Genomic DNA, 23,095 nt, shown 5'->3' with positions numbered 1-23,095 from the left:
GCCCGGGCTTTTTCGTACAGAACTTATACTGCCCACTGCATGGGGGCACGGGCCGACCCGCTGAGGTTGGAGCGCTCTGCCTGCACACCAGAGCAGAGGTTAACGGCCACCTGCTTAGCCAATCGAGCGTTGACATTCATGGCGTTGGTCCAGAAATGCGTGCCTGAGGTCAGCGCACCAACGGCATAAACGTTAGGCAGTAGGCTTCCATCGGCCGTGACCACCTGGTTACTGTGGAAGTCGACCTTGATACCGCCGTAGGGATGGGCGCTGACCAAGCCAATGTCCAGCAGCTGGCGTACCAGTTTGGCTTTGCATTGAGCTGCATCGGCCGTGAAACCTGTGCTGTTAATCAGGCTGTCACTGTACAGCGTGGCGCGAAAACCCATGCGGTGGTCGAAAATGCTCGTGGCAAACGCGCCGCTGGCCTGATCGCGCCAAGACAATCCGGTCCCCCCAAATACACACAACTGGTCGCGGTGAAACAGCGCTTGCAGTTTCCTGGCGTTGTCGACAGGGAACGACACTCGGTAGGCCAACCATTGGCTCTTGAAGTCTTTTTCAAAGCGCGTTTTGTCTTGATCGTCCAGGTAGTGCCAGATGAGATCGATGGATTCATTGAGTGCGTACAGCACCGATTGCCAAGAACGTTCGCTGTCTAGCGCTTCTTGAACTTCAATATCCAGGTAGCGGTGGGCACCTGTGCCTGAGCGCAAGATACTGTCGAGCTGCAGAGGTGCGCCGTGGATCGCCGACGCTTCGCTGATCAGCGTGGCGTAAAGCTGGTCGAGTGTCAGTGGGCCACCAAGGCCCGCGACCCAGCCTTCAATGCCTTGGCGTGACAGCAACCTGGGGGAATAGCTGGCATGGTGTACCCCACGTACACTGGGCAGGCGGCCGCCCCTGGAGGCCATGATCAACTTGCCCTGATGGCCGGCGTCGGCCAGGCACACCACCGCATCGATGGCGCTGAGCCCGGTACCTAGTACGCATACCGAATGGTTGCGCGGGATAGCGTCGATCAGGCGCGTGCACGGGTAGGGCGAGTTGAAGTAGCCTGGCTCGCGTTCCATGTGGTCACGTTCCGCAGAATGCAGGTTGCCGGTTGCCAGCACCACTGCATCTGCCAAGTAGCTTAACGGCCCGGCTTGCAGCTCATAGCCATTGGCAGTGGTTCGCATGGCTTTGATTTCGAGCTGCACATGCTCCACACGCACGCCGTTGCCAGTCAGTGACTGCACGCAGTCGCTAAACAGGTCGTTGAGGTAAAGGCCAAACAGCCCGCGCGGCAAAAAGGCGCCGTCGCTGACCTCCACTTGAGGGAAATGGGCCTGCCACTTCGCGGTGTGCGTTCGCAGCCAATTGACGAAGTGATCAGGTTCGGCGTCGATAGGTGACATGGTTCCCGCGCGGGTGTTTAGAAGATTTGAGGCACTGTCGAGTTGGTACGCCATGCCGGCCCCGACACCCGCGCTTTTTTCAAATATCAGCACCTCATTGAAGGGGGCCTGCCCGCGTTGGTTTATTTCGTCTGCGAGCTGTTTTAAGACGGAGGTGGCGACCGAGCCGCCGCCGACGATTGCCAGGATCTTTTTTCTAGTCAAGCTCATTGTGTTGCTCCTTTTTTTATTGTTGGCCTGACCGCTACACTTCCTGAGTGCCCAAAGGGATTTACCCGTAGCGGGGTGTTGCTGTTAAGTGAATACGCCCAATGACCCTTTGGCAGATCAGCCATTGGCCTGGCGAAGGCGTATGTCCAGTGATGCCACAGGCGCGCTAAGTGGCTCGTTGTTGAAGGCCGTCCACGGCATGTTTGCCAACGTTTTACTGATCACCACCGGCATATCGATATGGGGCAGAATATCCCGCTCGACGGTACAGCCCGGCGCAAGTTCTATTAGTTCGAGGTGGCGCTTGTGTATCCGCAGAACCGCCCGCTCAGTGATGAGTAAAGGGTCTGTGCAACGCGCGGTGCCCTGGGGGTCGTAGCAAATCTGCCGAACGCGTTTAACCAGCTTCTTGATACTGCCCTCCTGCTCGATCTGCAATCCATCAGCGCTGCAACTGACCACCAAGCCCCCTGCGGTAAAGGTGCCGCAAAACACCAAGCTTCGCGCGGCCTGGGAAATATTGATAAACCCTCCCACGCCGTTGATTCGGTTGCCCAAGCCTGAGACATTGATCCGGCACTGGCTGTCGATCTCGCCAAAACCCAAAAACGCCAGGTCGATACCGCCGCCGTTGTAAAAGTCGAAGAGCTCCGCTTGATTAAGAATCGCTTGGGGGTTGCTCGTGGCGCCGAATGAGTCGCCGCCGGCTGGGTAACCACCCACAGCCCCAGACTCCACGCTTAATACAAAGCCGGCATCGCCCAGCGTTTCAGCTTGTAGAACCGCTGCAATACCTTCAGGCGTGCCTATGCCCAGGTTGACCACCAAAGGGCGCTCGAATGCACGGGCTTGCACCCGCTTGAGCAACTCAAGGGCTGCCCGGCGGGCGATGATTTTTTTGGTTCCCTGCGCCATTGTCACGATCGGGAGCAGCGGTTGCGTGGCCGCATTGCAGTAGGCAGCGTTGTATTGTTCGCCGTAGGTCTGCCGGTGTAACTGAGACTGAGCGATCACCACATAGTCGACCAGAATGCCGGGTATCTTCACCGAGTGTGGCGCCAGGGTGCCGTTCTCGACGACGTTTTGCACCTGCACGATCACCGTGCCACCGCAGTTCCTCACGGCCTGAGCCTGGGCCAGTACATCTTGAAAGTTAGCCTCGCGCTCCATGCTCACATTGCCATTGGCATCGCAGCTAGTGCCACGCAGTAGGGCGCAGTGCAAGCGCGGTGCTCTGTACAGCAGATAGTCGCTGCCGGCGATATCAATCAGGTCAACCAGCGGTTCGACCGTCTTCTGGTTCAAACGACCACCGCCGAGGCTGGGGTCGGTGAAAGTGCCCAGGCCGGTGCTGGTAATAACCCCAGGTAAGCCGCCGGCAATCGCCCTGAACATATGGCTGACCACCCCTTGGGGCCAATTGTGGGCGACGATTTGCTCTTGGCGAACCATGTCGCCCAAGCGCGGCGCGAGGGACCAAAAACCGCCAATAATGCTTGAGAGTAAACCCTGATGGGCCAGCCGGTTGACACCCTGTTGGCCCCTGTCGCCCACGCCAGCGGCAAACAGCAGCGAAAGGCTGACCGGCGAACCGTGGTTCAGAAAGCGCCGTTCGAGCGCCGCCAGCAAGGCTTCAGGCGCGCCACAGTGACCGAAGCCGCCGACCGTCAGGGTCCAGTTGTCCTGAATCAACAGGGCGGCTTGTTCCGCCGTGATGAACTTCATGCTGCCACCTGGCCGAGGCGCTCGACTGGCTGCTCCCAGATCACCAGAAATGTGCAACCGATACGTGAGGACAAGGTGTGCACGCTACCGGGTGGGCAGATCTCCAGCGTGCCGGGGCCATGCACGCCTGCGTCGTTGATCAACTCACCTTCCAGTACCAGAATGACTTCGGTGCCGGGGTGCAAGTGCGCTGGTACCGAGGCGCCTGGTGCGTAGCGCAACAGCGCGCCCGCGGGCCCAACGCCATCGGTCTTGTCGTCGTACAGGCGCACGATTTCGACATTGCTGCGACCGTCGGATGAGTAGGGCTGCCACGCCAGATTCTGGTCGCGCCAGGTCTTGTCGAGGATGTTATAGAGTTTCGAATCCAAAGCGATGCTGGGTGTCGACATGGTGTACTCCTTGGGTTAACGGCGAGTGCTTGGGGTGGAACGGATCCGAGGCCGTGTGGCGATCAATGCCGGGTCGTGAGATACACGCCTGTGGCCGAGACAAAAAAGCCGAACAGTTGCAACGTCGTCAGGGTTTCACCCAGGACCAGGTAGCCCATAAAGGCGGTGGCTGAGGGAATGAGGTAAAACAGACCCGCGACTTTGGTGGCTTCGCCCCGTCGCATCATCAGAAACAAGACGCTGACCGCACCAATGGAGTTGACCAGGCTGAGCCAGGCAGATGCTCCGATAAGCGCAGGCGTCCAGATCACCGAAAGGTTTTCACTGAGGATGGCAATCGGCGCAACCGCTAGGCTAGCTATGCCCAGTTGAATAAACCCGCCGGTGCGCAGGTCTATTTGGGTCACGAACTTTTTCTGGTAGAGGGTGCCTGCGGTGATACCGGTCAGGGCCAAGAGAATTGCGGCGTAACCAGACCATTGCGCGTGGCCTACGCCGATCTTGTCGAGCACCACGATCGATACGCCGAACAGGCCCACCATCAGGCCTAATACTTGTTGTCGGGTGACCTTTTCGTGCAGTACGACAATCGCACCTACCGCCGTGAAAATCGGCATCATGCCGACGATCAAGGCCGATATCCCGGCCGATACACCCAAACTCAGCCCTAAATACAAGCCCGAGAACTGCAGGGCTTGCACCAGCAAGCCGACTACCGCGAGGTGCACGTAGGTCATGGGCCGGGTGGGCCAGGGCGCTCGGGTCAGTAACGTGACCAGCAGTAGCACCAGAGCGGCGCTAACGAAGCGGATGAAAATCAGGGTAAAGGGGCCTGCGTAGGGCAGTCCCACTTTGCCTGCTACGTAACCGGAGCTCCACATCAGAATGAACAGAGCCGGCCAGAAAAAGCGCTGTTGAGCGATCGGTGTTGCCAGTGTTGTGGCAGTCATGGTAATTCCCTAAATGGCACGAAGATCAGTGGATGACGGGGTTTATCGTGATCCTGCCGTGCGCAATTCAGTAGTCGGACGCTTGTCAATTCACTGTTGATAGGGACACAACAATGACAACCCCTCGCACCTTCAACACGGCACGTTGGATGATCACCTTTGCCAAAATTGTCGAGGCCGGCGGGATCTCCGCTGCGGCCCGCGCACTCGGTCAGGATAAGGCGGTGACCAGCCGCCAGCTGCGCGACCTGGAAGCGAGCATGGGGCTAAGGTTGCTCAATCGCAGCACGCGGCATATCAGCCTCACGGACGTTGGCGCAGCGATGTATGAGCGGGCGTTGAAAATCGTTCAGGAACTGGATGCGGTTCGCGCAGATGCCGAGCAGTACCTTGTGCAGCCTTCGGGGGTATTGACCTTAAGCACTTCAGTGGCTTTTGGTCGTTTGCATTTGATCCCCTTGCTCAAGAGCTTTTCCGCGCTTTATCCACAAGTGTCCGTCGAGTTGTGTCTGCTCGATAGGCATGTCGATCTGGTGGAGGAGGGCTATGATGTTTTGCTCAAACTGTGCGATGCCCCTCCGCTGAACCTCTCGGCCCACAAGGTGTGCGAACTTCAATACAGCCTGGTGGCCAGTGAAGGTTTTCTGGCCGAAACCGGGCCGTTGCAGTGCCCGGCAGACCTCACCCGGCACAACTGTTTGTTTTATGGCTTCCGTAACCGGCGTGCGACTTGGAACCTGGTGAAAGACAAAGTCATTCACCCTGTGGACGTTGCCAGTAGTCTGTCGGTTAACAGCAGTGAAGCCCTGCGCGATTTGACCCTGCAAGGCGTTGGCATTGCGTTGCTGCCAACATTCGCTATCGCTGCAGATGTCGCCGCAGGCCGCTTGCAGCGGGTGCTGCCCGATTATCAAGTGAGCGGCTCATTAGGTCGCGGTCTTTACTTGGTCTACATGCCCGGCCGCTATTTACCGGCCAAAACCCGTGCCTTTATCGATTTCATCCTGGAGCAATGGGCGCCCGTTCCGCCTTGGCAGCGCTTGCCGTCGGGTATCGAGAGCAGGGGACCTTGCGAGCAGGTGAGTTGATACCTGAAACTAGGCGCCCTACCTGTTTGCCTTTGAGGGATCTGTCATGGCCTACGAACTCTACACTCGCACCAATCAAAAGCTTTATTTTGCAGGCCTAGCCCTGCAGTCCATGGGTACGGCGCAGGCGGGACAGGCCGTGAACGCGCCTGGTTTGTTGCAGGCCGAGCGCGAATCCGCGCTGTTTCATTTGTACGGTGCTTTGCTCGGTCTTTGCCATGAGATCGCCGGTTATTACCGCTTGCCCCAGGCAGGCGCCGCCCGCGCCGAACTCTTGCTGCGAGAAGATGTGCTGCAGGACACCGCAATTCCCGAATTGGCCGAACTGATCGAGTTGGCTCAGCATTCCCACACGTGGCTGGCGCAGTTGCTGGCTGCCTACGCAGCCCTGTTTCAACCGCCGCGCGCGCCCAAGCAACCGAAGGGGGACGTGCTCCAGCCGTTGATTCAAGCCGTTAACCTAGACGCACCCGAGGACCCCGAGCTCAGTCGAGAAACCCTGGAAAGCTGGCGTCAAGAGTTGAAAACCCTGGCGTTGCGCTTTCGCGAAGGCTTGAGCGAATGCTAAACCGATCGGCAGAAAACTGACCACCTGTCCGCTTACTGGCATAAATGGCTGCTATAATCCCCCGCTTATCGTGGAGACCCCTTTTATGCCAACGTCCTTTCTTGAAATAGTCGAGCTGCCTGACGGCCGTATTGAACTGCGCCGTGCCGACGACGAAGGATCTCTGGTGACATTGGATTTCTCCGAGGACGCCAAAGTGTTTTTGCAAGGCCAGCACGTCGAGGTGGCTAAAGCCATGTTGAGCGTAGGTGTGCAGATGGCTGGCAAACTGGCCGAAGGCGAGTTGGAAAAAGACATCGACGGCCCGCGGGTTTTGCACTGATCCAGGGTGTACAAAAGCTTTCAGCTTCAGGCACCAAAGAATAAGCGGGTGCCCCGCGCCATCCTTCAACCCAAGCGAATATTCAAGCTCTGCGCGTCGCCAGTACGCGCAGCACTGATTAACTGCTGCCGCGCAGCCGAGCTCAGCGGGTTGACCCAACTGACCACTGTATGACTTTTCCCTAAGCGCAATGCTTCGCAGGTTAGCTGCAAGGCGGATTGCACGCCGCGTGGCTGCAATAGCAGAATCCGCTCGCGGTTCAGGCCCGCTTCGCGCAGCCAGGTTTGGGTCAGGCTGGACGGCGGTGCGATTAGCGTCAGCCAGCGGGCATCTTGCTCTTCACTAAGCTCGCGAAGCATGGGGGCCAGCAGGCTTAAGCAGTTTCCGGCCGCGCCACGCAGTGAGAGCTCACTGAACACGTCGGGTTCGGCGGCTGTCCAGGGCGATTCGACCACTTCTTTGAACAGCGGCGGCATGGGTTGAGCCATGAACGCTTCGAACAAGGACAACTGGGCCTGCTGCGGTGCGTGTGGAAACTGCATATTGCCTCCTGTTATCGGCGAATGACGCCGACGCTCAAACCTTCAATGACCAGGTCCTGGTCCTTGAGATTGACTTCGATAGGTGCGAACTCGGGGTTCTCCGCGATTAACCAGACTTTGCTACCTTCGCGCTTGAACCGTTTGACCGTGACTTCATCGCCGATGCGCGCTACCACGATCTGGCCGTTGCGGGCTTCGCGGCAGGTATGCACCGCCAGTAGATCACCATCGAAAATGCCGACGTCTTTCATACTCATGCCATGCACCCGCAGCAAATAGTCCGCACGGGGATGGAAGAAGGTCGGGTTGATGTTGCAGGACTCTTCGATATGTTGCTGCGCCAGGATGGGCGCACCAGCGGCGACCCTACCAATAATGGGCAGGGTGGACTCGTCAACTTTGGCTTCGAAGCCCGGAATACGGATACCGCGAGAAGCGCCCGGAGTCATCTCGATGGCCCCCTTGCGGGCCAATGCCTTGAGGTGCTCTTCCGCCGCATTGGGAGATTTGAAACCCAGTTCCTGAGCAATTTCTGCACGGGTGGGGGGAAAGCCATTGTCGTCAAGGCAGCGCTTGATGAAGGCAAGGATCTCGGCTTGGCGTGGCGTCAGTTTTAGCATGGTTGGCTCTGTCTTTTTATACAGTGACTGGGATTATATACAGTACGTTGACGTTGGCAATCCCGCATTTCACATCACTGCGCTAAACGGTCATTTCGTCCAGGCCCACACGTCTCGGCAGCAAAGAAAGTTATGTGGTTAAATGCGTGCCTGTACGGTCACTTTGTGGCCGAACAGGCTTGACAAATGGCCAGTTTGAAACGTATGTTTCAAACACCTGTTTGTCAGCGGAGTAGTCATGGCCCAGTCGGAAACCGTAGAGCGCATCCTCGATGCCGCCGAACAGCTGTTCGCGGAGAAGGGCTTCGCTGAAACCTCATTGCGGTTGATTACCAGCAAGGCCGGGGTCAACCTGGCGGCGGTGAACTACCATTTCGGCTCCAAGAAGGCCTTGATTCAAGCTGTGTTTTCACGGTTCCTCGGGCCTTTTTGCATCAGTCTGGAACGCGAGCTAGAGCGCCGTCAGGCGCGCCCTGAGCACCGCGCCAGCCTTGAAGAGCTGCTGGAAATTCTTGTCGAGCAGACCCTCGTCGTGCAGCCGCGCAGTGGCAACGATCTGTCCATCTTCATGCGCTTGCTGGGCTTGGCTTTCAGCCAGAGCCAAGGCCATTTGCGGCGCTACCTGGAAGACATGTACGGCAAGGTGTTCCGCCGCTATATGTTGCTGGTCAATGAAGCTGCGCCGAAAATCCCCCCGCTCGAACTCTTCTGGCGCGTGCATTTTATGCTCGGTGCTGCGGCGTTCAGCATGTCGGGTATCAAAGCGCTGCGGGCCATTGGCGAGACAGACTTCGGCGTCAATACCTCTATCGAACAGGTGATGCGCCTGATGGTGCCGTTCCTGGCGGCAGGCATGCGCGCTGAAAGCGGTGTCACCGACGCCGCCATGGCCAGTGCGCAACTACGCCCGCGAGTGAAATCCTCTCAGCCTGCCGCCACCGTCAAAGCGTGAGCGGCACGCCCATTCATTTCAAGGAATTATCATGAGTGTCAGCCTGCAAGGCTCTCTGATGGTGGACATCGCCGGTACCTGGCTGACCGCTGAAGATCGCCAACTATTGCGTCAGCCCGAAGTGGCAGGCCTGATCATCTTTGCCCGCAATATCGAGCATCCGCGCCAAGTGCGCGAGTTGGTCCAGGCTATTCGCGCCGTGCGCCCCGAGTTGATTCTCGCCGTGGACCAAGAGGGTGGGCGCGTGCAACGCCTGCGCCAGGGGTTTGTGCGCTTGCCGGCGATGCGTGCCCTGGCCGACAACCCCAATGCCCTGGTGCTGGCCGAACACTGCGGTTGGCTGATGGCCACCGAGGTGATTGCGGTCGGCCTGGACCTCAGCTTTGCCCCAGTACTTGACCTGGACCACCAGCGTAGCGCCGTGGTGGGCAGCCGTGCCTTCGAGGGCGACCCCCAGCGTGTGGTGCAATTGGCCGGTGCCTTTATCCGAGGCCTGAATGCGGCGGGCATGGCGGCGTGCGGTAAGCATTTTCCTGGGCATGGCTGGGCCGAAGCGGATTCCCATGTGGCGATCCCCACCGACGAGCGTAGCCTGGAGGAGATTCGCCGGCAGGATTTGATCCCCTTTCAACGCCTGAGCAAGCAGCTGGCGGCGGTGATGCCGGCCCATGTCATCTACCCCCAGGTCGATGATCGCCCGGCGGGCTTCTCGCGGCGTTGGTTGCAAGACATCCTACGGGGTGAGCTAGGCTTCGACGGGGTTATTTTCAGCGACGATTTATCCATGGCCGGGGCTCACGTAGTCGGTGATGCTGCCAGCCGTATCGAAGCGGCCCTGGTGGCCGGTTGTGATATGGGGCTGGTGTGCAACGACCGCGCAGCGGCTGAGCTGGCGCTCTCGGCTGCCCAGCGGCTGCAGGTCAAACCCTCGCCGCGCATCGCGCGAATGCGCGCGCAGGGCGACGCCGATGTCGAATACCGCAGCCACCCGCGCTGGCTGCAAGCGGTCGACGCCTTGCGTCAGGCCCAACTGATCGATTGAGGAGTTGCAATGACTGTCTACGCAATTATCGGCGGCACCGGGTTGACCCAGCTCGAAGGTTTGCATATCCAGCAGGCGCTGCCGATGAACACCCCCTACGGGGCCACATCGGCCGATATCTTGCGCGGTGAATACGCTGGCCGAGAGGTGCTGTTCCTGGCGCGCCACGGCCACCCCCACCGGTTGCCTCCGCATCAGGTCAACTACCGCGCTAACATCTGGGCATTAAAGCAGGCCGGGGCCGAGGCTATCCTGGCCGTCAATGCCGTCGGCGGCATCCACCCAGCCATGGGCACCGGGCATTTCTGTGTGCCGGACCAGGTGATCGACTACACCCACGGGCGCGAGCACACTTACTTCGCCGACGATCTGGAACACGTGACCCATATCGATTTCAGCTACCCGTACGACCAGCCTTTGCGTGAGCGCCTGCTGGCTGCGCTGGCGGCCGAAGGTTGTGCGTACAGTGATTTCGGTGTGTATGGCTGCACCCAAGGGCCGCGTCTGGAGACGGTGGCGGAAATCGTGCGCATGCAACGGGATGGCTGTGACATCGTTGGCATGACCGGCATGCCAGAGGCTGCGTTGGCCCGTGAACTGGAAATCCCCTACGCCTGCCTGGCGTTGGTGGTCAACCCGGCGGCAGGCAAGTCCGCTGCGGTGATCACCATGGCAGAGATCGAACAGGCGCTGCTCGACGGCATGGGCAAGGTCAAGGCCACCCTGGCACGGGTGTTGGCTGCGGTATAAGGGTCAGCGCGGGGCGGCGGCTTTGCGCTTGCCGCCCAGCTTCGCCAAAGGCTCGAACAGCGCGTCGATATCTTCTGGCTGAAGCTTCCAGTCACCGCTGGTGCGGCCGTCCAGCACGCCGGCGGCCAAGGCTGACTTTTCCTGTTGCAGGTGCTGGATTTTCTCCTCCACGGTGCCACGGGTAATCAGCTTATAAACGAAGACCGGTTTTTCCTGGCCGATGCGGTAGGCGCGGTCGGTGGCTTGGTGTTCGGTGGCCGGGTTCCACCAGGGGTCGTAATGAATCACCGTGTCCGCCGCAGTCAGGTTCAACCCGACGCCCCCGGCTTTCAAGCTGATCAGAAAAATCTGCACGCCGCCTTCTTGGAATTCCTTCACCGGTGCGCGCCGGTTGCGTGTGGCGCCGGTCAGCAGTGCATATCGAACGCCGCGCTTTTGCAGCTCTTGCTCGATCAGCCCGAGCATCGAAGTGAACTGCGAGAACAACAGAATGCGCCGGCCTTCGGCTAGCAGACCGTCGAGCATCTCCAGCAGGCTGTCCAGTTTGCCTGAGCTGCAGCCAGGCGGCGGTGGCGCCAGGTTGTTGACCAGGCGCAGGTCGCAGCACACCTGGCGCAGTTTGAGTAATGCCTCAAGAATGATGATCTGGCTGCGCGCCACGCCTTTGCGGGTGATCTGCGCGCGTACCTTGCTGTCCATGGCCAAGCGCACGGTTTCGTAGACGTCGCGTTGCGCCTCGTTCAACTCTACCCAATGGACGATTTCTGTCTTGGCGGGTAGTTCGGTGGCGACTTGCTCTTTGGTCCGGCGTAACAAGAACGGTTTGATCCGCGCGTTCAAATGCTGCAAACGCAGCTCATCACCGTGCTTTTCGATAGGGATGCGGTAATCCTGGCTGAACGCCCGGGCATCGCCCAGCCAGCCAGGCAAAAGAAAATGGAACAGTGACCAGAGTTCGCCGAGGTGGTTTTCCAGTGGCGTACCGCTCAGGCACAAACGTTGCCGCGCCTCCAATTGCCGTGCCGCCTGGGCGGCTTTGCTGCCAGCGGTCTTGATGTACTGCGCTTCGTCGAGCACCAGCAGGTGCAAGGGTTGCCCGCGCAATTGCTCGAGGTCCTTGGGCAGCAAAGCGTAAGTGGTCAGCAACAGGTCATAGTCGCCCAGGTTGGCAAAGTGCTTTTTGCGCCCTATGCCGTGCAGCGCGAGCACCTTGAGCTGGGGGGTGAAATGCGCCGCTTCGTCCTGCCAGTTAGGGATCAGGCTGGTGGGCATGACCACCATGGCGGGCCGATCCAGGCGCCCGGCCTGTTTCTCGCAGAGGATATGGGCCAGAGTTTGTAAGGTTTTACCCAGGCCCATGTCGTCGGCCAGGATGCCGCCCACCTCCAGTTGGCGTAGCGCCTGCATCCAGCTCAAGCCCTCCAGTTGATAGGGGCGCAACCTGGCGTTAAGGCCTTCGGGCGGCGCCACCGGTACATCGCGGATGTCCCGCAAGCGCGCCGCAAAACTACGTAGCTGCTCGCCGCCCTGCCAGTTCAGAGGCAATTGCGTCAATGCGTTGAGCCGGCTGGCATCGGGTTTGGGCAAGCGCAGGGCGACTTCACCTGGCTCGCGCAGATAGAAATCACCCAGGGTCGCCAGCACCGGCTTCAGGCGGCCATAGGGCAGGGCCACCTGCAGGGTTTTTTGGCGGTTCAGCGGCGTGCCATTGATTGGCACGAGAATTTGTTCTTCGTCACGTTTACGCGCCAATTGCGCTGGGTTGAGCAGCTCTGGATGCAGGCGCAGCAAATTGACCAGGATAGGCAACAGGCTCAGGCGTTCGCCGTTGACCACAATGCCCAGTTCGAGGTCGAACCAGTCGCGCTCGGGCGGTTCGTCGATCACCGCATACCAGTCGTCTACCGGGCTCAGGTCGAAGGCGAAGGCCTCGGCGTATTCGATTTCCCAGCCACGCGCTTGCAGGCCGGGTAGGTCATTGAGGATAAACCGCAGCCAGGCCGCTTCACTGGCCAGTTCGAAAATATCACCAGCGCTTTCTGGCAGTGCCTTGCTCTGCCGCGTTGCGACCTTGAACCCCAGGCTAAACATGATCTCGCGCAGGGCTTTTTCAGCCCCAGGCTGACGTTGGATGCGCAGGGTTTCGTTGTCGCGCTGGGCCAGTACGCTGGTGCCGCGGCCACCGGCGACGTACTCACCGGCGTAGCCGAACGCCAGGGCTGCGCGGTGCTGGGTGTAGCGTTGCATGCGGCCATTGCGCGGCTCGAAGGCGCTGAACTCGACACTGCCCAGCCACAGGCGAGGCCGTGGCTGCAGGTCGTCGACCAGGCGCTCGGGCATCTAGAGGGGCGTGACCTTGACCAGTGCGGCCAGGTGCCCACCGTCGATGAAATTCAGCTCGCCAGGCTTCATGCGGCTGCTCTGCTTGAGCCGTTCGCTGTGCAGCACCTGGCCTCCAGCGTCCAGCTCACTGACCCAGAAGTCCACCGCCACCTCAGTGAAACGGCCCTGATTCAGCGTGACCAGGCCCTGCACCGGTGACCGCCCGTAGCGCTCGTCGCCGTCGCTTAGCGCGGTGCGCACCGCTTGTTCGCCCAGGCTTTGCTGCCAGGCCTTGTGGGTCAGTACGGTGTAATTGCCGCTGGCTTGCAGGCGGCTGACTTCGTTGTTCAAAGCGGGCGAGCGGGCCGGCAGCGCGGCCGCGTTCTGGGCACCTTCAGCCCAGCCCTCGGTGGCCGGCGGCGCGGAGATCACCGGTACGGCGTTCTGCCTGAACAGCACCACTTCCACCTGGTAATCGGCGGCCAGGGAGGGCAGTGGGGTGAGCAGCGCCAACAGCAGCGCAATGGTGTGGATCCGCCTCATTTGGCCCCCTTGGCCGGTTTCGGTAGCAGGTGCTCGAACAGTGTCTCGATATGGTTGAAGCGCTCTTCAGCGCGCTCCATGGGTACCATGAACTTGAAGAGTGTGGCGCCTTCGAATTTGTAACGTTTGGGTTGGCCCTGGATCAGTTTGATCAATACCAGCGGGTCTACCGGTGTATCGGCCGTAAATTCGATTCGTCCACCATTGGGGCCAGCATCGAGCTTTTTGATGCCCAAGGGTTCGGCTTGCAGTTTCAGCAGGGTGATGCGGATAAGGTTTTTGGTCGGTTCGGGCAGCAGGCCGAAGCGGTCGATCATCTCGACCTGCAGGTCTTTGAGGCCATCTTCGTCCGCCGCCGAGGCGATGCGTTTGTAGAGAATCAGGCGGGCATGGACATCCGGCAGGTAGTTCTCGGGAATCAAGGCCGGCACCCGCAGGTTGATTTCCGGGCCGCCGCCCAGGGGCTGGTCGAGGTTCGGCTGTTCACCCTTGCGGATGGCTTTGACCGCCCGCTCGAGCATTTCCATGTACAGGGTAAAGCCGACCGCCTGGATCTGCCCGCTCTGGCCTTCGCCAAGCAGCTCGCCGGCGCCACGGATCTCCAGGTCATTGGTGGCCAGCACGAAACCGGCGCCCAGGTCCTGGGTGTTGGCGATGGCTTCCAAGCGCTTTTCCGCATCGCCCGTGACTTGCTGGCGGGGCGGAGTCAACAGGTAAGCATAGGCCTGGTGGTGGCTGCGGCCGACGCGCCCGCGCAATTGGTGCAATTGCGCCAGGCCGAACTTGTCGGCGCGCTCGATGATGATGGTATTGGCGCTGGGCACGTCGATGCCGGTCTCGATGATGGTCGAGGCGATCAGCACGTTGAAGCGCTTGTGGTAGAAATCGCTCATCACCTGTTCGAGTTCACGCTCGCGCATCTGCCCGTGGCCGATACCGATACGCGCTTCGGGTACCAGTTCGGCCAGCTCGGCCGCGCATTTTTCAATGCTCTTGACGTCGTTGTGCAGGTAATACACCTGGCCACCGCGCAGCAGTTCGCGCAGCAGGGCTTCTTTGACCGTGCTTTTGTTCTGCTCCATGACAAAGGTGCGCACCGACAGCCGGCGCGCCGGTGGCGTGGCGATGATCGACAGATCACGCATGCCCGAGACCGCCATGTTCAACGTACGCGGGATGGGGGTGGCGGTCAGGGTGAGGATGTCGATCTCGCTGCGCAGCGCCTTGAGCTGTTCTTTCTGCCTGACGCCGAAACGGTGCTCTTCGTCGATGATCACCAGGCCGAGGTTTTTGATCTTGACGTCGTCCTGCAAGAGCTTGTGGGTGCCAATGACGATGTCGATGCGCCCGTCGGCCAGCTCGGCCATGGCTTCGCCGATTTCCTTGGCGGACTTGAAGCGGCTCATTACCTCGACCCGCACTGGCCAATCGGCGAAGCGGTCGCGGAAGCTATTGTAATGCTGCTGGGCGAGCAGGGTGGTCGGCACCAGGATCGCTACCTGGCGACCGCCGTGGACGGCAATGAACGCCGCACGCATAGCCACTTCGGTCTTGCCGAAGCCGACGTCGCCGCAGACCAGCCGGTCCATTGGCTTGGGCGCTAGCATGTCGGCACGCACGGCGTCGATTGCGGTTTGCTGGTCGGGGGTTTCCTCGAACGCAAAGCCGGCACTGAAGGTGGCGTAATCCCCGGCAGGGTCCGCGAATGCATAGCCTTCGCGGGCCGCACGGCGAGCGTAGATGTCGAGCAGCTCGGCCGCCACGTCGCGAACCTGTTCGGCGGCCTTGCGCTTGGCTTTCTGCCAGCTCTCGGAACCCAGGCGATGCAAGGGCGCCAGGGCGTCGTCACTGCCGGTGTAGCGGGCAATAAGGTGCAGGTTGGCGACCGGCACATACAGCTTGGCGTTCTCGGCGTATTCCAGGGTGAGGAATTCCGCCACCTGGTTGTCGATCTCGAGGGTGGCGAGGCCCAGATAGCGGCCTACGCCATGGTCGATGTGCACCACCGGGGCGCCTTCGTGCAGCTCGGTAAGGTTTTTGATCACCGCATCGCTGTTGCCTTCGCTGCGCTTCTCGCGCCGCCGGCGTTGCATCACGCGCTGGCCGAACAGTGGGCTCTCGGCGATCAGCGCCACGGCCGGGTCTTGCAGCAGCAAGCCTTCGTCGAGCGGGGCGATGGTGATGGCCAGGCGCTCTTTACCGTCGGCGAACTCAGCCCAACTGTCGACGGTTTTGGGCCGCAGCTTCAGGCGTTCGAGCAGTTCCAGCAGCACTTCGCGGCGCCCGGCGGATTCGGCGGTGAACAACACGCGCCCGGCAAACTCGTCGAGGAACCCCGAAAGCGCGGCCAGCGGTTGGTTGGCTTTGGCTTCGATGGCCAGGTTGGGCAAGAGCCGTGCGGGGAAGCGCTCACGGCCACTGCCGGCTTCGATATCGTCCTGGCTGACCACCACCCGCGGCCAGGCCTTGAGTTGGGCGAAGCAGTCTTCCACCGGCAAGAACAGCTCGGCGGGCGGCAACAGTGGCCGCGCCGGGTCGACGCGGCGCTCTTCGTAGCGGTTGCGCACATCGGTCCAGAAATGTTCCGCCGCCTGTTCCACGCCAGGTAATGAAAATACTTGGGTGTCTTGCGGCAGGTAGTCGAACAGGGTCGAGGTGTCGTCGAAAAACAACGGCAGGTAGTACTCGATACCGGCCGGGGTGATGCCGCTGCTCAGGTCCTGGAAGATCGGGCAGCGGCGGAAGTCGACGTCGAAGCGCTCGCGAAAGCGCGCCTTGAAGCGCGTGACGGCGTCTTTTTGCAGGGGAAATTCACGGGCCGGCAGTAAGCGGATGGACTCCACCTTGTCGATGGAGCGCTGGTTTTCCGGGTCGAAGGTGCGCAGTGTTTCGATTTCATCGTCGAATAAGTCGATGCGATACGGCAGCTTGCTGCCCATCGGAAACAGGTCGATCAAGGCCCCGCGCACGGTGAATTCGCCGTGCTCGTAGACCGTATCGACATAGCGATAGCCGCTGGCCTCCAGGCGCCCGCGCATCTGTTCGACATCCAGGCGCTGACCTACGTCCAGCACCAGGCTGCTGCCGAGCAGAAAACGCGTCGGTGCCAGCCGATGTAGGGCAGTGGTGATAGGGACTACCAAAACCCCGTGGGTCAGCTCCGGCAGCCGGTAGAGGCTGGAAATACGCTGGGAGATGATGTCTTGGTGTGGGGAAAACAGGTCGTAGGGCAGGGTTTCCCAGTCGGGAAAATGCAGCACGGGTAACTGCGGAGCAAAAAAGCGCAGCTCCTGTTCGAGGCGGTCAGCGCTTTGGCTGTCGGCGGTCAGCAGCAAGGTAAAGCGCTTGGCGGCGCTGGCGGCCTCGGCAATGGCAAGGCTGAGGGCGGCTCCAGGCAGGTTGCCCCAGAACTGTTTACCTGCCGAGGCAGGGCGGTGCGGTAGACGCAGAACGGGCACGGGAGGTTGAGCTCCAAGCGTTGCGAGGGAAGAGGGGGATTGTACCGGGCGCGAGGGCGGGCTGTCAGGTGCTCAATTGAGAAGATCGGAGAGCAAGCCATTTGCCACCTTTGCCGCCGAACCTTTTGTGAGGCAGTCGGTCTATTGCGCCATTGTGACGCGTCGTGCATTGCTCCCAGGGCAGGCTCTGGTCATAATGTAGCCCCTTTTTTCAGCTCCTACATGTGGAAGGTTCCCGTGACTCAGAAGCCCGACCAGTGTCTTGGTGAATGGATCGATCGTGAAGCGCTCGCCGAAGCGATGATTCCTTTGATCGGCCAGCTCTACCGCAACAATAACGTGGTGAGTTCCATTTATGGCCGCAGCCTGATCAACCGCTCGGTGATCGAACTGCTCAAGGCCCACCGCTTCGCCCGTCACCGTCAAGCTGACTCCAGCGAGCTGTCGGTCCACGAAACCTTCCCATTGCTCAAGGCCATGAGCGAACTCAAGCTCGGCGCGGCCTCGGTCGACCTGGGCAAGCTGGCGGTCAAGTTCAAGGAAAGCGGCAGCGGCCGTTCCGCCGAGCAGTTCGTGCGCGAAGAACTGGCCGAAGTGGTTGGCAAGCAGAGCGATGCCGGCCGTAAAGGCACCGACGTCGTGCTTTACGGTTTTGGCCGTATCGGTCGCCTGCTGGCGCGTATCCTCATCGAAAAAGCCGGCGGCGGCGATGGCCTGCGCCTGCGTGCCATTGTCGTGCGCAAAGGCGCCGACAACGACCTGGCCAAGCGCGCTAGCCTGCTGCGCCGCGATTCGGTGCACGGCTCGTTCGACGGCATCATCCATGTCGATGAAGAAAACAGCACGCTGACCGTCAATGGCAACCTTATCCAGGTGATTTACGCCAAGAACCCCAGCGAAGTCGATTACACCCAGTACGGCATCAGCAATGCGTTGCTGGTGGACAACACCGGTGTATGGCGCGACGCCGATGGCCTTGGCCAGCACTTGGCCTGCCCAGGCATCGACCGTGTGGTGCTGACCGCGCCGGGCAAAGGCAAGCTGAAGAACATTGTGCACGGCATCAACCACGACCAGATCACCGCAGAAGACAAAATTGTCTCGGCGGCGTCTTGCACCACCAACGCCATCGTGCCGGTGCTCAAGGCGGTCAACGATAAGTTCGGTATCGTCAACGGGCACGTTGAAACGGTTCACTCGTACACCAACGACCAGAACCTGATCGACAACTTCCACAAGGGCGACCGCCGTGGTCGCAGTGCCGCGCTGAACATGGTCATCACCGAGACTGGTGCCGCCACTGCCGCTGCCAAGGCGCTGCCTGAACTGGCGGGCAAGCTCACCGGTAACGCCATTCGCGTACCGACGCCCAACGTGTCCATGGCCATCCTGAACCTGAACCTGGCCAAGCCCAGCTCGCGCGAAGAGATGAACGAATATCTGCGTTATATGGCGCTGCATTCGGATCTTTCTCGGCAGATCGACTTCGTGGCCTCCCAGGAAGTGGTGTCCACCGACTTCGTCGGCTCGCGCTACGCCGGTGTGGTCGACGCCGAAGCCACCATCTGCAACGACAACCGTGCCGTACTGTACGTTTGGTATGACAACGAGTTCGGTTACAGCTGCCAGGTAGTACGTGTGATGGAAGACATGGCGGGGGTTAACCCACCGGCTTTCCCGCAGTAATTACCCGCGCTTCATGAAGATCGGGGGCAAGACCCCCTCCTACGGTTGGCGCATATTCAGCCGACCGTAGGAGGGGGCTTGCCCCCGATCTTTTGGTTTACGCATTAGCCGCCTGTGCCGTACGTAACTGATGGCTGTTGCCACGGAACAACACCAATGTTGCCACCAGCCCCAGCACGGCGGCGCCACTGAGCCAAATACCCGGTGCTGCCTTGTTGTCCAGCACGTGAATCAAGTAAGTACAGGCCGCAGGGGTGAAGCCGCCGAACGTAGCTGTGGCTAGGCTATAAGCCAGGGAAAACCCGGTCGTGCGCACTTCCAGCGGCATGATTTCGGTCAATGCGACCACCATGGCACCGTTGTACGAGCCGTAAAGAAAGGACAACCACAGCTCCACCAGCAGCAGGCGCTCGAAGCTGGGTTCATTCACCAGCCAGGACAAGGCCGGGTAGGCGGTGAGAATCGCCAACACGGTCGCCGCCACCAGTAGCGGTTTGCGCCCTATGCGGTCGGAAAGCGCGCCCATCACCGGCAGCCAGAAAAAGTTGGACAGGCCAACGAACACGGTCACCAATAGCGTATCGAAATCCGACAAGTGCAGTTCGCTCTTGCCGAAGGTCGGGGTATACGCGGTAATCAGGTAGAACGTTACAGTGGTCATCACCACCAAGGCCATGCCGGCGATCACCAAGCCAAAATTCTGTCTGATCGAGCGCACCACTTCACCCAGTGTGGGGCGGTGACTGCGGGCTTCGAATTCAGGGGTTTCTTCCAGCGAGCGGCGGATGACGAAGATCACTGGCACAATCAAGCAACCAATCATAAACGGCACGCGCCAGCCCCACTCACCCATTTCTGCCGGGCTCAGGTAGTGGTTGAGGCCTACACCCAGCAAACCGGCGAACACCACGGCGGCTTGTTGGCTAGCGGACTGCCAACTGACGAAAAAGCCTTTACGGCCCGGCGTAGCGATTTCCGCCAGGTAAACCGACACACCGCCCAGTTCGACACCGGCGGAAAAGCCCTGCAATAGACGCCCAAGCAATACCAGCAAAGGCGCGGCAACGCCCAGGGTGGCGTAGCCGGGTACACAGGCAATCAATACGGTGCCCATGGCCATCATCGCCAACGTCACCACCAAACCTTTCTTGCGCCCGTGCCGGTCAATGTAGGCACCGAGAAAGATCGCCCCTAAGGGGCGCATCAGGAAGCCTGCACCAAAGGTGGCCAGGGAGAGCATTAACGAGGCGAACGCACTGTCGGAGGGGAAAAAGGTTTTGGCAATGGCGGTGGCATAAAAGCCGTAAACCATGAAATCGAACATTTCAAGGAAGTTGCCGCTGACAACGCGGAAAATCGCCTTGCCTTTATGGGTATTAGAGGCCATCAGGTGCGCTCACTGTTTTGATCTTATCTTCGGGTTTCAGCCCGTCTGGCCTCTGCGGCTTAACGGGTTCTGTGGATCACCTTAAGTTTATGAATGCATGGCTGCCATGAAATAAATTTCACTTAACACCCTCGGTTGAGTGTTTGGCGAATTTGGCCGATAGCCTGGGGTGGGCTGTGCAAGCAGGAAAAACTGACGCCAAGAACAACGATTAATGTTCGCCGGGCTCGCGCTTGTATAGACTGCACAACGAGATTTCGAGGCCTTGATGAGGGCACACCGAGCCAGAGGCGCCAGCAAGGTGCTTCGGCCTGTTATGAAGGAGTACGCATGGCTGTCTACAACTACGACGTGGTGGTACTGGGTTCTGGCCCAGCGGGTGAAGGCGCGGCGATGAACGCCGCCAAGGCGGGGCGCAAGGTAGCCATGGTCGACAGCCGTCGCCAGGTCGGCGGCAATTGCACCCACCTTGGCACCATCCCGTCCAAGGCGTTGCGGCACTCGGTCAAGCAGATCATTCAGTTCAACACCAACCCTATGTTTCGGGCCATTGGCGAGCCGCGCTGGTTTTCCTTTCCGGATGTGCTGAAAAACGCCGAGCGCGTTATCGCCAAGCAAGTGGCGTCGCGCACGGGCTATTACGCACGCAACCGGGTAGACGTATTTTTCGGCTCAGGCAGTTTCTCCGACGAACAGACCATTGAAGTGGTGTGCGCCAATGGCGCTGTCGAAAAGCTCATGGCCAAGCAAGTGATCATCGCCACCGGTTCGCGGCCTTATCGCCCGGCCGATATCGATTTCAGCCATGCGCGTATCTACGACAGCGACACCATCCTCAGCCTGGGTCATACCCCGCGCAAACTCATCATCTACGGCGCCGGTGTCATCGGTTGCGAGTACGCCTCGATTTTCAGTGGCCTGGGGGTGTTGGTCGAGTTGGTCGACAACCGTGAGCAACTGCTGAGCTTCCTGGACTCGGAAATTTCCCAGGCGTTGAGTTATCACTTCAGCAACAACAACGTGATGGTTCGCCACAACGAGAGCTACGAGCGGGTCGAAGGTCTGGAGAACGGTGTGGTTCTGCACCTTAAATCCGGCAAGAAGATCAAGGCCGATGCTTTGCTCTGGTGCAATGGGCGGACCGGTAATACGGATCGACTGGGCTTGGAAAACATTGGTATCAAGGTCAATGGTCGGGGCCAGATCACCGTGGATGAGGCATACCGTACCAGCGTGCCTACCATCTACGGTGCAGGCGACGTGATCGGTTGGCCCAGCCTGGCCAGTGCGGCCCACGACCAAGGTCGTTCGGCGGCCGGCAGTATCGTCGACAACGGCAGCTGGCGGTTCGTCAATGATGTGCCAACGGGTATCTATACCATCCCGGAAATCAGCTCGATCGGTAAGAACGAGCACGAGCTCACTGAGGCCAAAGTGCCCTATGAAGTGGGTAAGGCGTTTTTCAAAGGGATGGCACGGGCACAGATTTCGGGCGAGCCAGTGGGCATGCTGAAAATCCTCTTTCACCGGGAAACCCTTGAAGTCCTGGGCGTGCACTGCTTCGGTGACCAGGCTTCGGAGATCGTGCACATTGGCCAGGCGATCATGAATCAGCCGGGCGAGTTGAATACCCTGAAGTACTTCGTCAATACCACGTTCAACTACCCGACCATGGCCGAAGCCTACCGGGTAGCCGCCTATGACGGCCTCAACCGGCTTTTTTGAGCGGCTCCGGCCGGTGGCCTGAGCCGGCCGGGGAGACCGATTTCAGCGATTCCCAAGGGTGGCGGTGGCCAAACCGGGAAAGTCTGTAATCAGGCTGTCTACGCCGAAGTCGGCGAGCCGGCGCATCAGCGCCGGTTCGTTGACTGTCCATACCGACACGTGCAACCCCTGGCGCTGGGCTTTGGCCAGGCGTTCCGGGGTGCACAGCGTCCAGTTCAAGGCCAGTATCTGGCACCCATAATTTTGCGCGACCTTCAGGGGGTCAAGCCAAGCGTATTCGGCCACTAACCCACGAGAAATGTCTGGGGTGAGGTCGAGGGCTGCGCGTAGCACCTCCCGGGAGCTGGAGGTGATGCTGATTCGGTCCAGCAGGTCCATACGCTGGGCCATCTCGCGGATCGCCAATACCGTACTAGCGGCGCGGGTGCGTGATGCGCTTTTGACCTCCAGTTGCCAGTGCTCGAAGTCACAGGTTTCGAACAATTCTTCCAAGCGTGGGATAGGGCAGGGCGTGACCCAGCCTGGGCCGCCCTTGCGCGCATCGTAGGTGGCCAGGTCGGCGGCGCTGTGCTCGGAAACTTTGCCGCGCCGGTCTGTCGTGCGTTTGAGGGTGGGATCGTGAATCACCATGAGCTCGCCATCGCTGGACAAGTGCAAGTCCAGTTCACAGCGGCGTACGCCGTGCTCCAGGCACTGTTTGAAGCTGGCAAGGGTATTTTCCGGGGCTTCGCCCTTGGCGCCGCGATGGCCGTAGATAAGCGTCACGTTCGTTCCTTCAAAAAATAGGGGAGTTGAGCCGTGGCCCGCGTCAGTGCGCCAGCGCGGTCCCATGCTCCAGGGCTTGGCGGCGTTGTGACTGCTGCTTTTGCAGAATATATCGGGCAATCAGTTGCCGTTGGGCATCCGGTAAGCCGATGAATTCGGTGCCCACGGTGAAGCTGCCTGCCTCGTGCGCTGCGCAATGGGTGACCCGGGCGCGTACCAGAAGGCCGTGGGCCTGGGGCATTAGTGCCATTTTGACTGACAGGAGGGTGTCTACGGCCAATGTATGCGGGTAGCTGAACTCTACGCCGCCCTCGGAGATGACCACCGGCTGCGGTGCGCCGATTTCGCCCAGGATGGTTTGTGCGACCACCTGGCTCAGCAGGTCGATGCGTTTATTCTGCGCCTTGAGAAAGGCCGCTAGGGTGCGGTCGGATTCATTCAACTGGCGCAGTAGGTGCTGCGCCTCGAATTCGGCCACATGCAGCTCGCTGAGCAGGTTGAACAGCGGAGAAGCATCCTGCAACAAGTCCAGGTGGCTCTGCTGATCGGTATCCAGAGGTTGGATTTCCAGTGCGATCCGGTCCTCGATACGATAGTATTCGCGGCGTTCTTCTTCATCTGTTGTCGACATGACGAACCCAGGGTAGA

The 23,095-nt window shown here is 60.0% G+C and carries 20 protein-coding genes; 8 read left to right on the top strand and 12 right to left on the bottom strand.

Annotation, left to right across the window (positions count from 1 at the left end; all coding sequences use genetic code 11):
- Window positions 1-23 precede the first annotated feature (23 nt).
- The 4 genes from QCL65_RS17625 to QCL65_RS17610 all read right to left on the bottom strand — a co-directional run bounded on the left by QCL65_RS17625 (window position 24) and on the right by QCL65_RS17610 (window position 4,677).
- Window positions 24-1,610: an FAD/NAD(P)-binding protein gene (locus QCL65_RS17625; protein WP_407310954.1), complete on the bottom strand. Its 1,587-nt coding sequence runs from the start codon at window positions 1,608-1,610 to the stop codon at window positions 24-26.
- A gap of 117 nt (window positions 1,611-1,727) precedes the next feature.
- Window positions 1,728-3,335, bottom strand: coding sequence for an acyl CoA:acetate/3-ketoacid CoA transferase (locus tag QCL65_RS17620; protein ID WP_407310952.1), 1,608 nt, complete (start codon window positions 3,333-3,335; stop codon window positions 1,728-1,730).
- On the bottom strand, window positions 3,332-3,727 hold the full coding sequence (locus tag QCL65_RS17615; protein ID WP_407310950.1) for a cupin domain-containing protein: 396 nt from the start codon (window positions 3,725-3,727) through the stop codon (window positions 3,332-3,334). Before QCL65_RS17615 ends, QCL65_RS17620 begins: the two co-directional genes overlap by 4 nt.
- A gap of 62 nt (window positions 3,728-3,789) precedes the next feature.
- The gene (locus QCL65_RS17610; protein ID WP_407310948.1) at window positions 3,790-4,677 is read right to left on the bottom strand and encodes a DMT family transporter; all 888 of its coding nucleotides are present in this window, start codon (window positions 4,675-4,677) and stop codon (window positions 3,790-3,792) included.
- 113 nt (window positions 4,678-4,790) lie between these two features.
- Between QCL65_RS17610 and QCL65_RS17605 the strand changes: the two genes are divergently transcribed.
- The 3 genes from QCL65_RS17605 (at window position 4,791) to QCL65_RS17595 (ending at window position 6,655) form a co-directional block, all read left to right on the top strand.
- Window positions 4,791-5,765, top strand: coding sequence for a LysR family transcriptional regulator (locus tag QCL65_RS17605; protein ID WP_407310946.1), 975 nt, complete (start codon window positions 4,791-4,793; stop codon window positions 5,763-5,765).
- A 46-nt stretch (window positions 5,766-5,811) separates the two neighbouring features.
- Window positions 5,812-6,333 carry a DUF6586 family protein gene (locus tag QCL65_RS17600; RefSeq protein WP_407310944.1) on the top strand — a complete coding sequence of 174 codons (522 nt, stop codon included), beginning with the start codon at window positions 5,812-5,814 and terminating at the stop codon, window positions 6,331-6,333.
- An 85-nt stretch (window positions 6,334-6,418) separates the two neighbouring features.
- A complete protein-coding gene (locus QCL65_RS17595; protein WP_407310943.1) occupies window positions 6,419-6,655 on the top strand; it encodes a hypothetical protein in 237 nt (78 codons plus the stop codon).
- A 65-nt stretch (window positions 6,656-6,720) separates the two neighbouring features.
- Here QCL65_RS17595 and sulA read toward each other — a convergent pair whose 3' ends face one another.
- Window positions 6,721-7,197 (bottom strand): SOS-induced cell division inhibitor SulA, encoded by a 477-nt coding sequence (sulA, locus tag QCL65_RS17590; protein WP_407310941.1) that lies wholly within the window; start codon window positions 7,195-7,197, stop codon window positions 6,721-6,723.
- A gap of 11 nt (window positions 7,198-7,208) precedes the next feature.
- Complete coding sequence (lexA, locus tag QCL65_RS17585; RefSeq protein WP_407310939.1) at window positions 7,209-7,817, bottom strand: transcriptional repressor LexA; 609 nt, start codon at window positions 7,815-7,817, stop codon at window positions 7,209-7,211.
- A 238-nt stretch (window positions 7,818-8,055) separates the two neighbouring features.
- On the opposite strand from lexA, the gene QCL65_RS17580 reads away from it, so the two are divergent.
- Genes QCL65_RS17580 through QCL65_RS17570 form a run of 3 tightly spaced genes read left to right on the top strand, consistent with a single transcriptional unit; the run spans window position 8,056 to window position 10,561 of the window.
- Window positions 8,056-8,769 (top strand): TetR family transcriptional regulator, encoded by a 714-nt coding sequence (locus QCL65_RS17580; protein ID WP_407310937.1) that lies wholly within the window; start codon window positions 8,056-8,058, stop codon window positions 8,767-8,769.
- 43 nt (window positions 8,770-8,812) lie between these two features.
- Window positions 8,813-9,811, top strand: coding sequence for a beta-N-acetylhexosaminidase (gene nagZ, locus QCL65_RS17575; RefSeq protein ID WP_407316911.1), 999 nt, complete (start codon window positions 8,813-8,815; stop codon window positions 9,809-9,811).
- Between the two features lie 9 nt (window positions 9,812-9,820).
- The gene (locus QCL65_RS17570) at window positions 9,821-10,561 is read left to right on the top strand and encodes an S-methyl-5'-thioinosine phosphorylase (RefSeq protein WP_407310935.1); all 741 of its coding nucleotides are present in this window, start codon (window positions 9,821-9,823) and stop codon (window positions 10,559-10,561) included.
- Window positions 10,562-10,564: 3 nt separating this feature from the next.
- Here QCL65_RS17570 and QCL65_RS17565 read toward each other — a convergent pair whose 3' ends face one another.
- The 3 genes from QCL65_RS17565 to mfd are packed head-to-tail and all read right to left on the bottom strand — an operon-like array spanning window position 10,565 to window position 16,884.
- Entirely contained in the window at window positions 10,565-12,901 is a 2,337-nt protein-coding gene (locus QCL65_RS17565; RefSeq protein ID WP_407310933.1) for a DEAD/DEAH box helicase, read from the bottom strand.
- Complete coding sequence (locus QCL65_RS17560) at window positions 12,902-13,426, bottom strand: CsiV family protein (RefSeq protein ID WP_407310931.1); 525 nt, start codon at window positions 13,424-13,426, stop codon at window positions 12,902-12,904.
- Complete coding sequence (gene mfd / locus QCL65_RS17555; protein ID WP_407310929.1) at window positions 13,423-16,884, bottom strand: transcription-repair coupling factor; 3,462 nt, start codon at window positions 16,882-16,884, stop codon at window positions 13,423-13,425. Before mfd ends, QCL65_RS17560 begins: the two co-directional genes overlap by 4 nt.
- Window positions 16,885-17,106: 222 nt before the next feature.
- Between mfd and QCL65_RS17550 the strand changes: the two genes are divergently transcribed.
- A complete protein-coding gene (locus QCL65_RS17550; protein ID WP_407310927.1) occupies window positions 17,107-18,570 on the top strand; it encodes a glyceraldehyde-3-phosphate dehydrogenase in 1,464 nt (487 codons plus the stop codon).
- 97 nt (window positions 18,571-18,667) lie between these two features.
- Here the strand turns inward: QCL65_RS17550 and QCL65_RS17545 are convergent, their stop codons facing one another.
- On the bottom strand, window positions 18,668-19,957 hold the full coding sequence (locus tag QCL65_RS17545) for an MFS transporter (RefSeq protein WP_407310925.1): 1,290 nt from the start codon (window positions 19,955-19,957) through the stop codon (window positions 18,668-18,670).
- A gap of 330 nt (window positions 19,958-20,287) precedes the next feature.
- Here QCL65_RS17545 and sthA point away from each other — a divergent pair, with 330 nt between their 5' ends.
- Window positions 20,288-21,682, top strand: coding sequence for a Si-specific NAD(P)(+) transhydrogenase (sthA, locus tag QCL65_RS17540; RefSeq protein WP_407310923.1), 1,395 nt, complete (start codon window positions 20,288-20,290; stop codon window positions 21,680-21,682).
- A 42-nt stretch (window positions 21,683-21,724) separates the two neighbouring features.
- On the opposite strand, the gene QCL65_RS17535 is transcribed toward sthA, so the two are convergent.
- Both QCL65_RS17535 and QCL65_RS17530 read right to left on the bottom strand, forming a co-directional pair.
- Window positions 21,725-22,447 (bottom strand): glycerophosphodiester phosphodiesterase, encoded by a 723-nt coding sequence (locus tag QCL65_RS17535; protein ID WP_407310921.1) that lies wholly within the window; start codon window positions 22,445-22,447, stop codon window positions 21,725-21,727.
- 43 nt (window positions 22,448-22,490) lie between these two features.
- Entirely contained in the window at window positions 22,491-23,078 is a 588-nt protein-coding gene (locus QCL65_RS17530) for a PilZ domain-containing protein (RefSeq protein ID WP_407310919.1), read from the bottom strand.
- Window positions 23,079-23,095: the final 17 nt, after the last annotated feature.

Origin of the sequence: Pseudomonas sp. nanlin1 (assembly GCF_045571515.1) — a bacterium.
In the GTDB taxonomy this organism is placed as follows: Bacteria; Pseudomonadota; Gammaproteobacteria; order Pseudomonadales; family Pseudomonadaceae; genus Aquipseudomonas.
The sequence above is the reverse complement of the archived record's forward strand: the minus strand, read 5'-3'. Positions and strand labels throughout refer to the sequence as shown.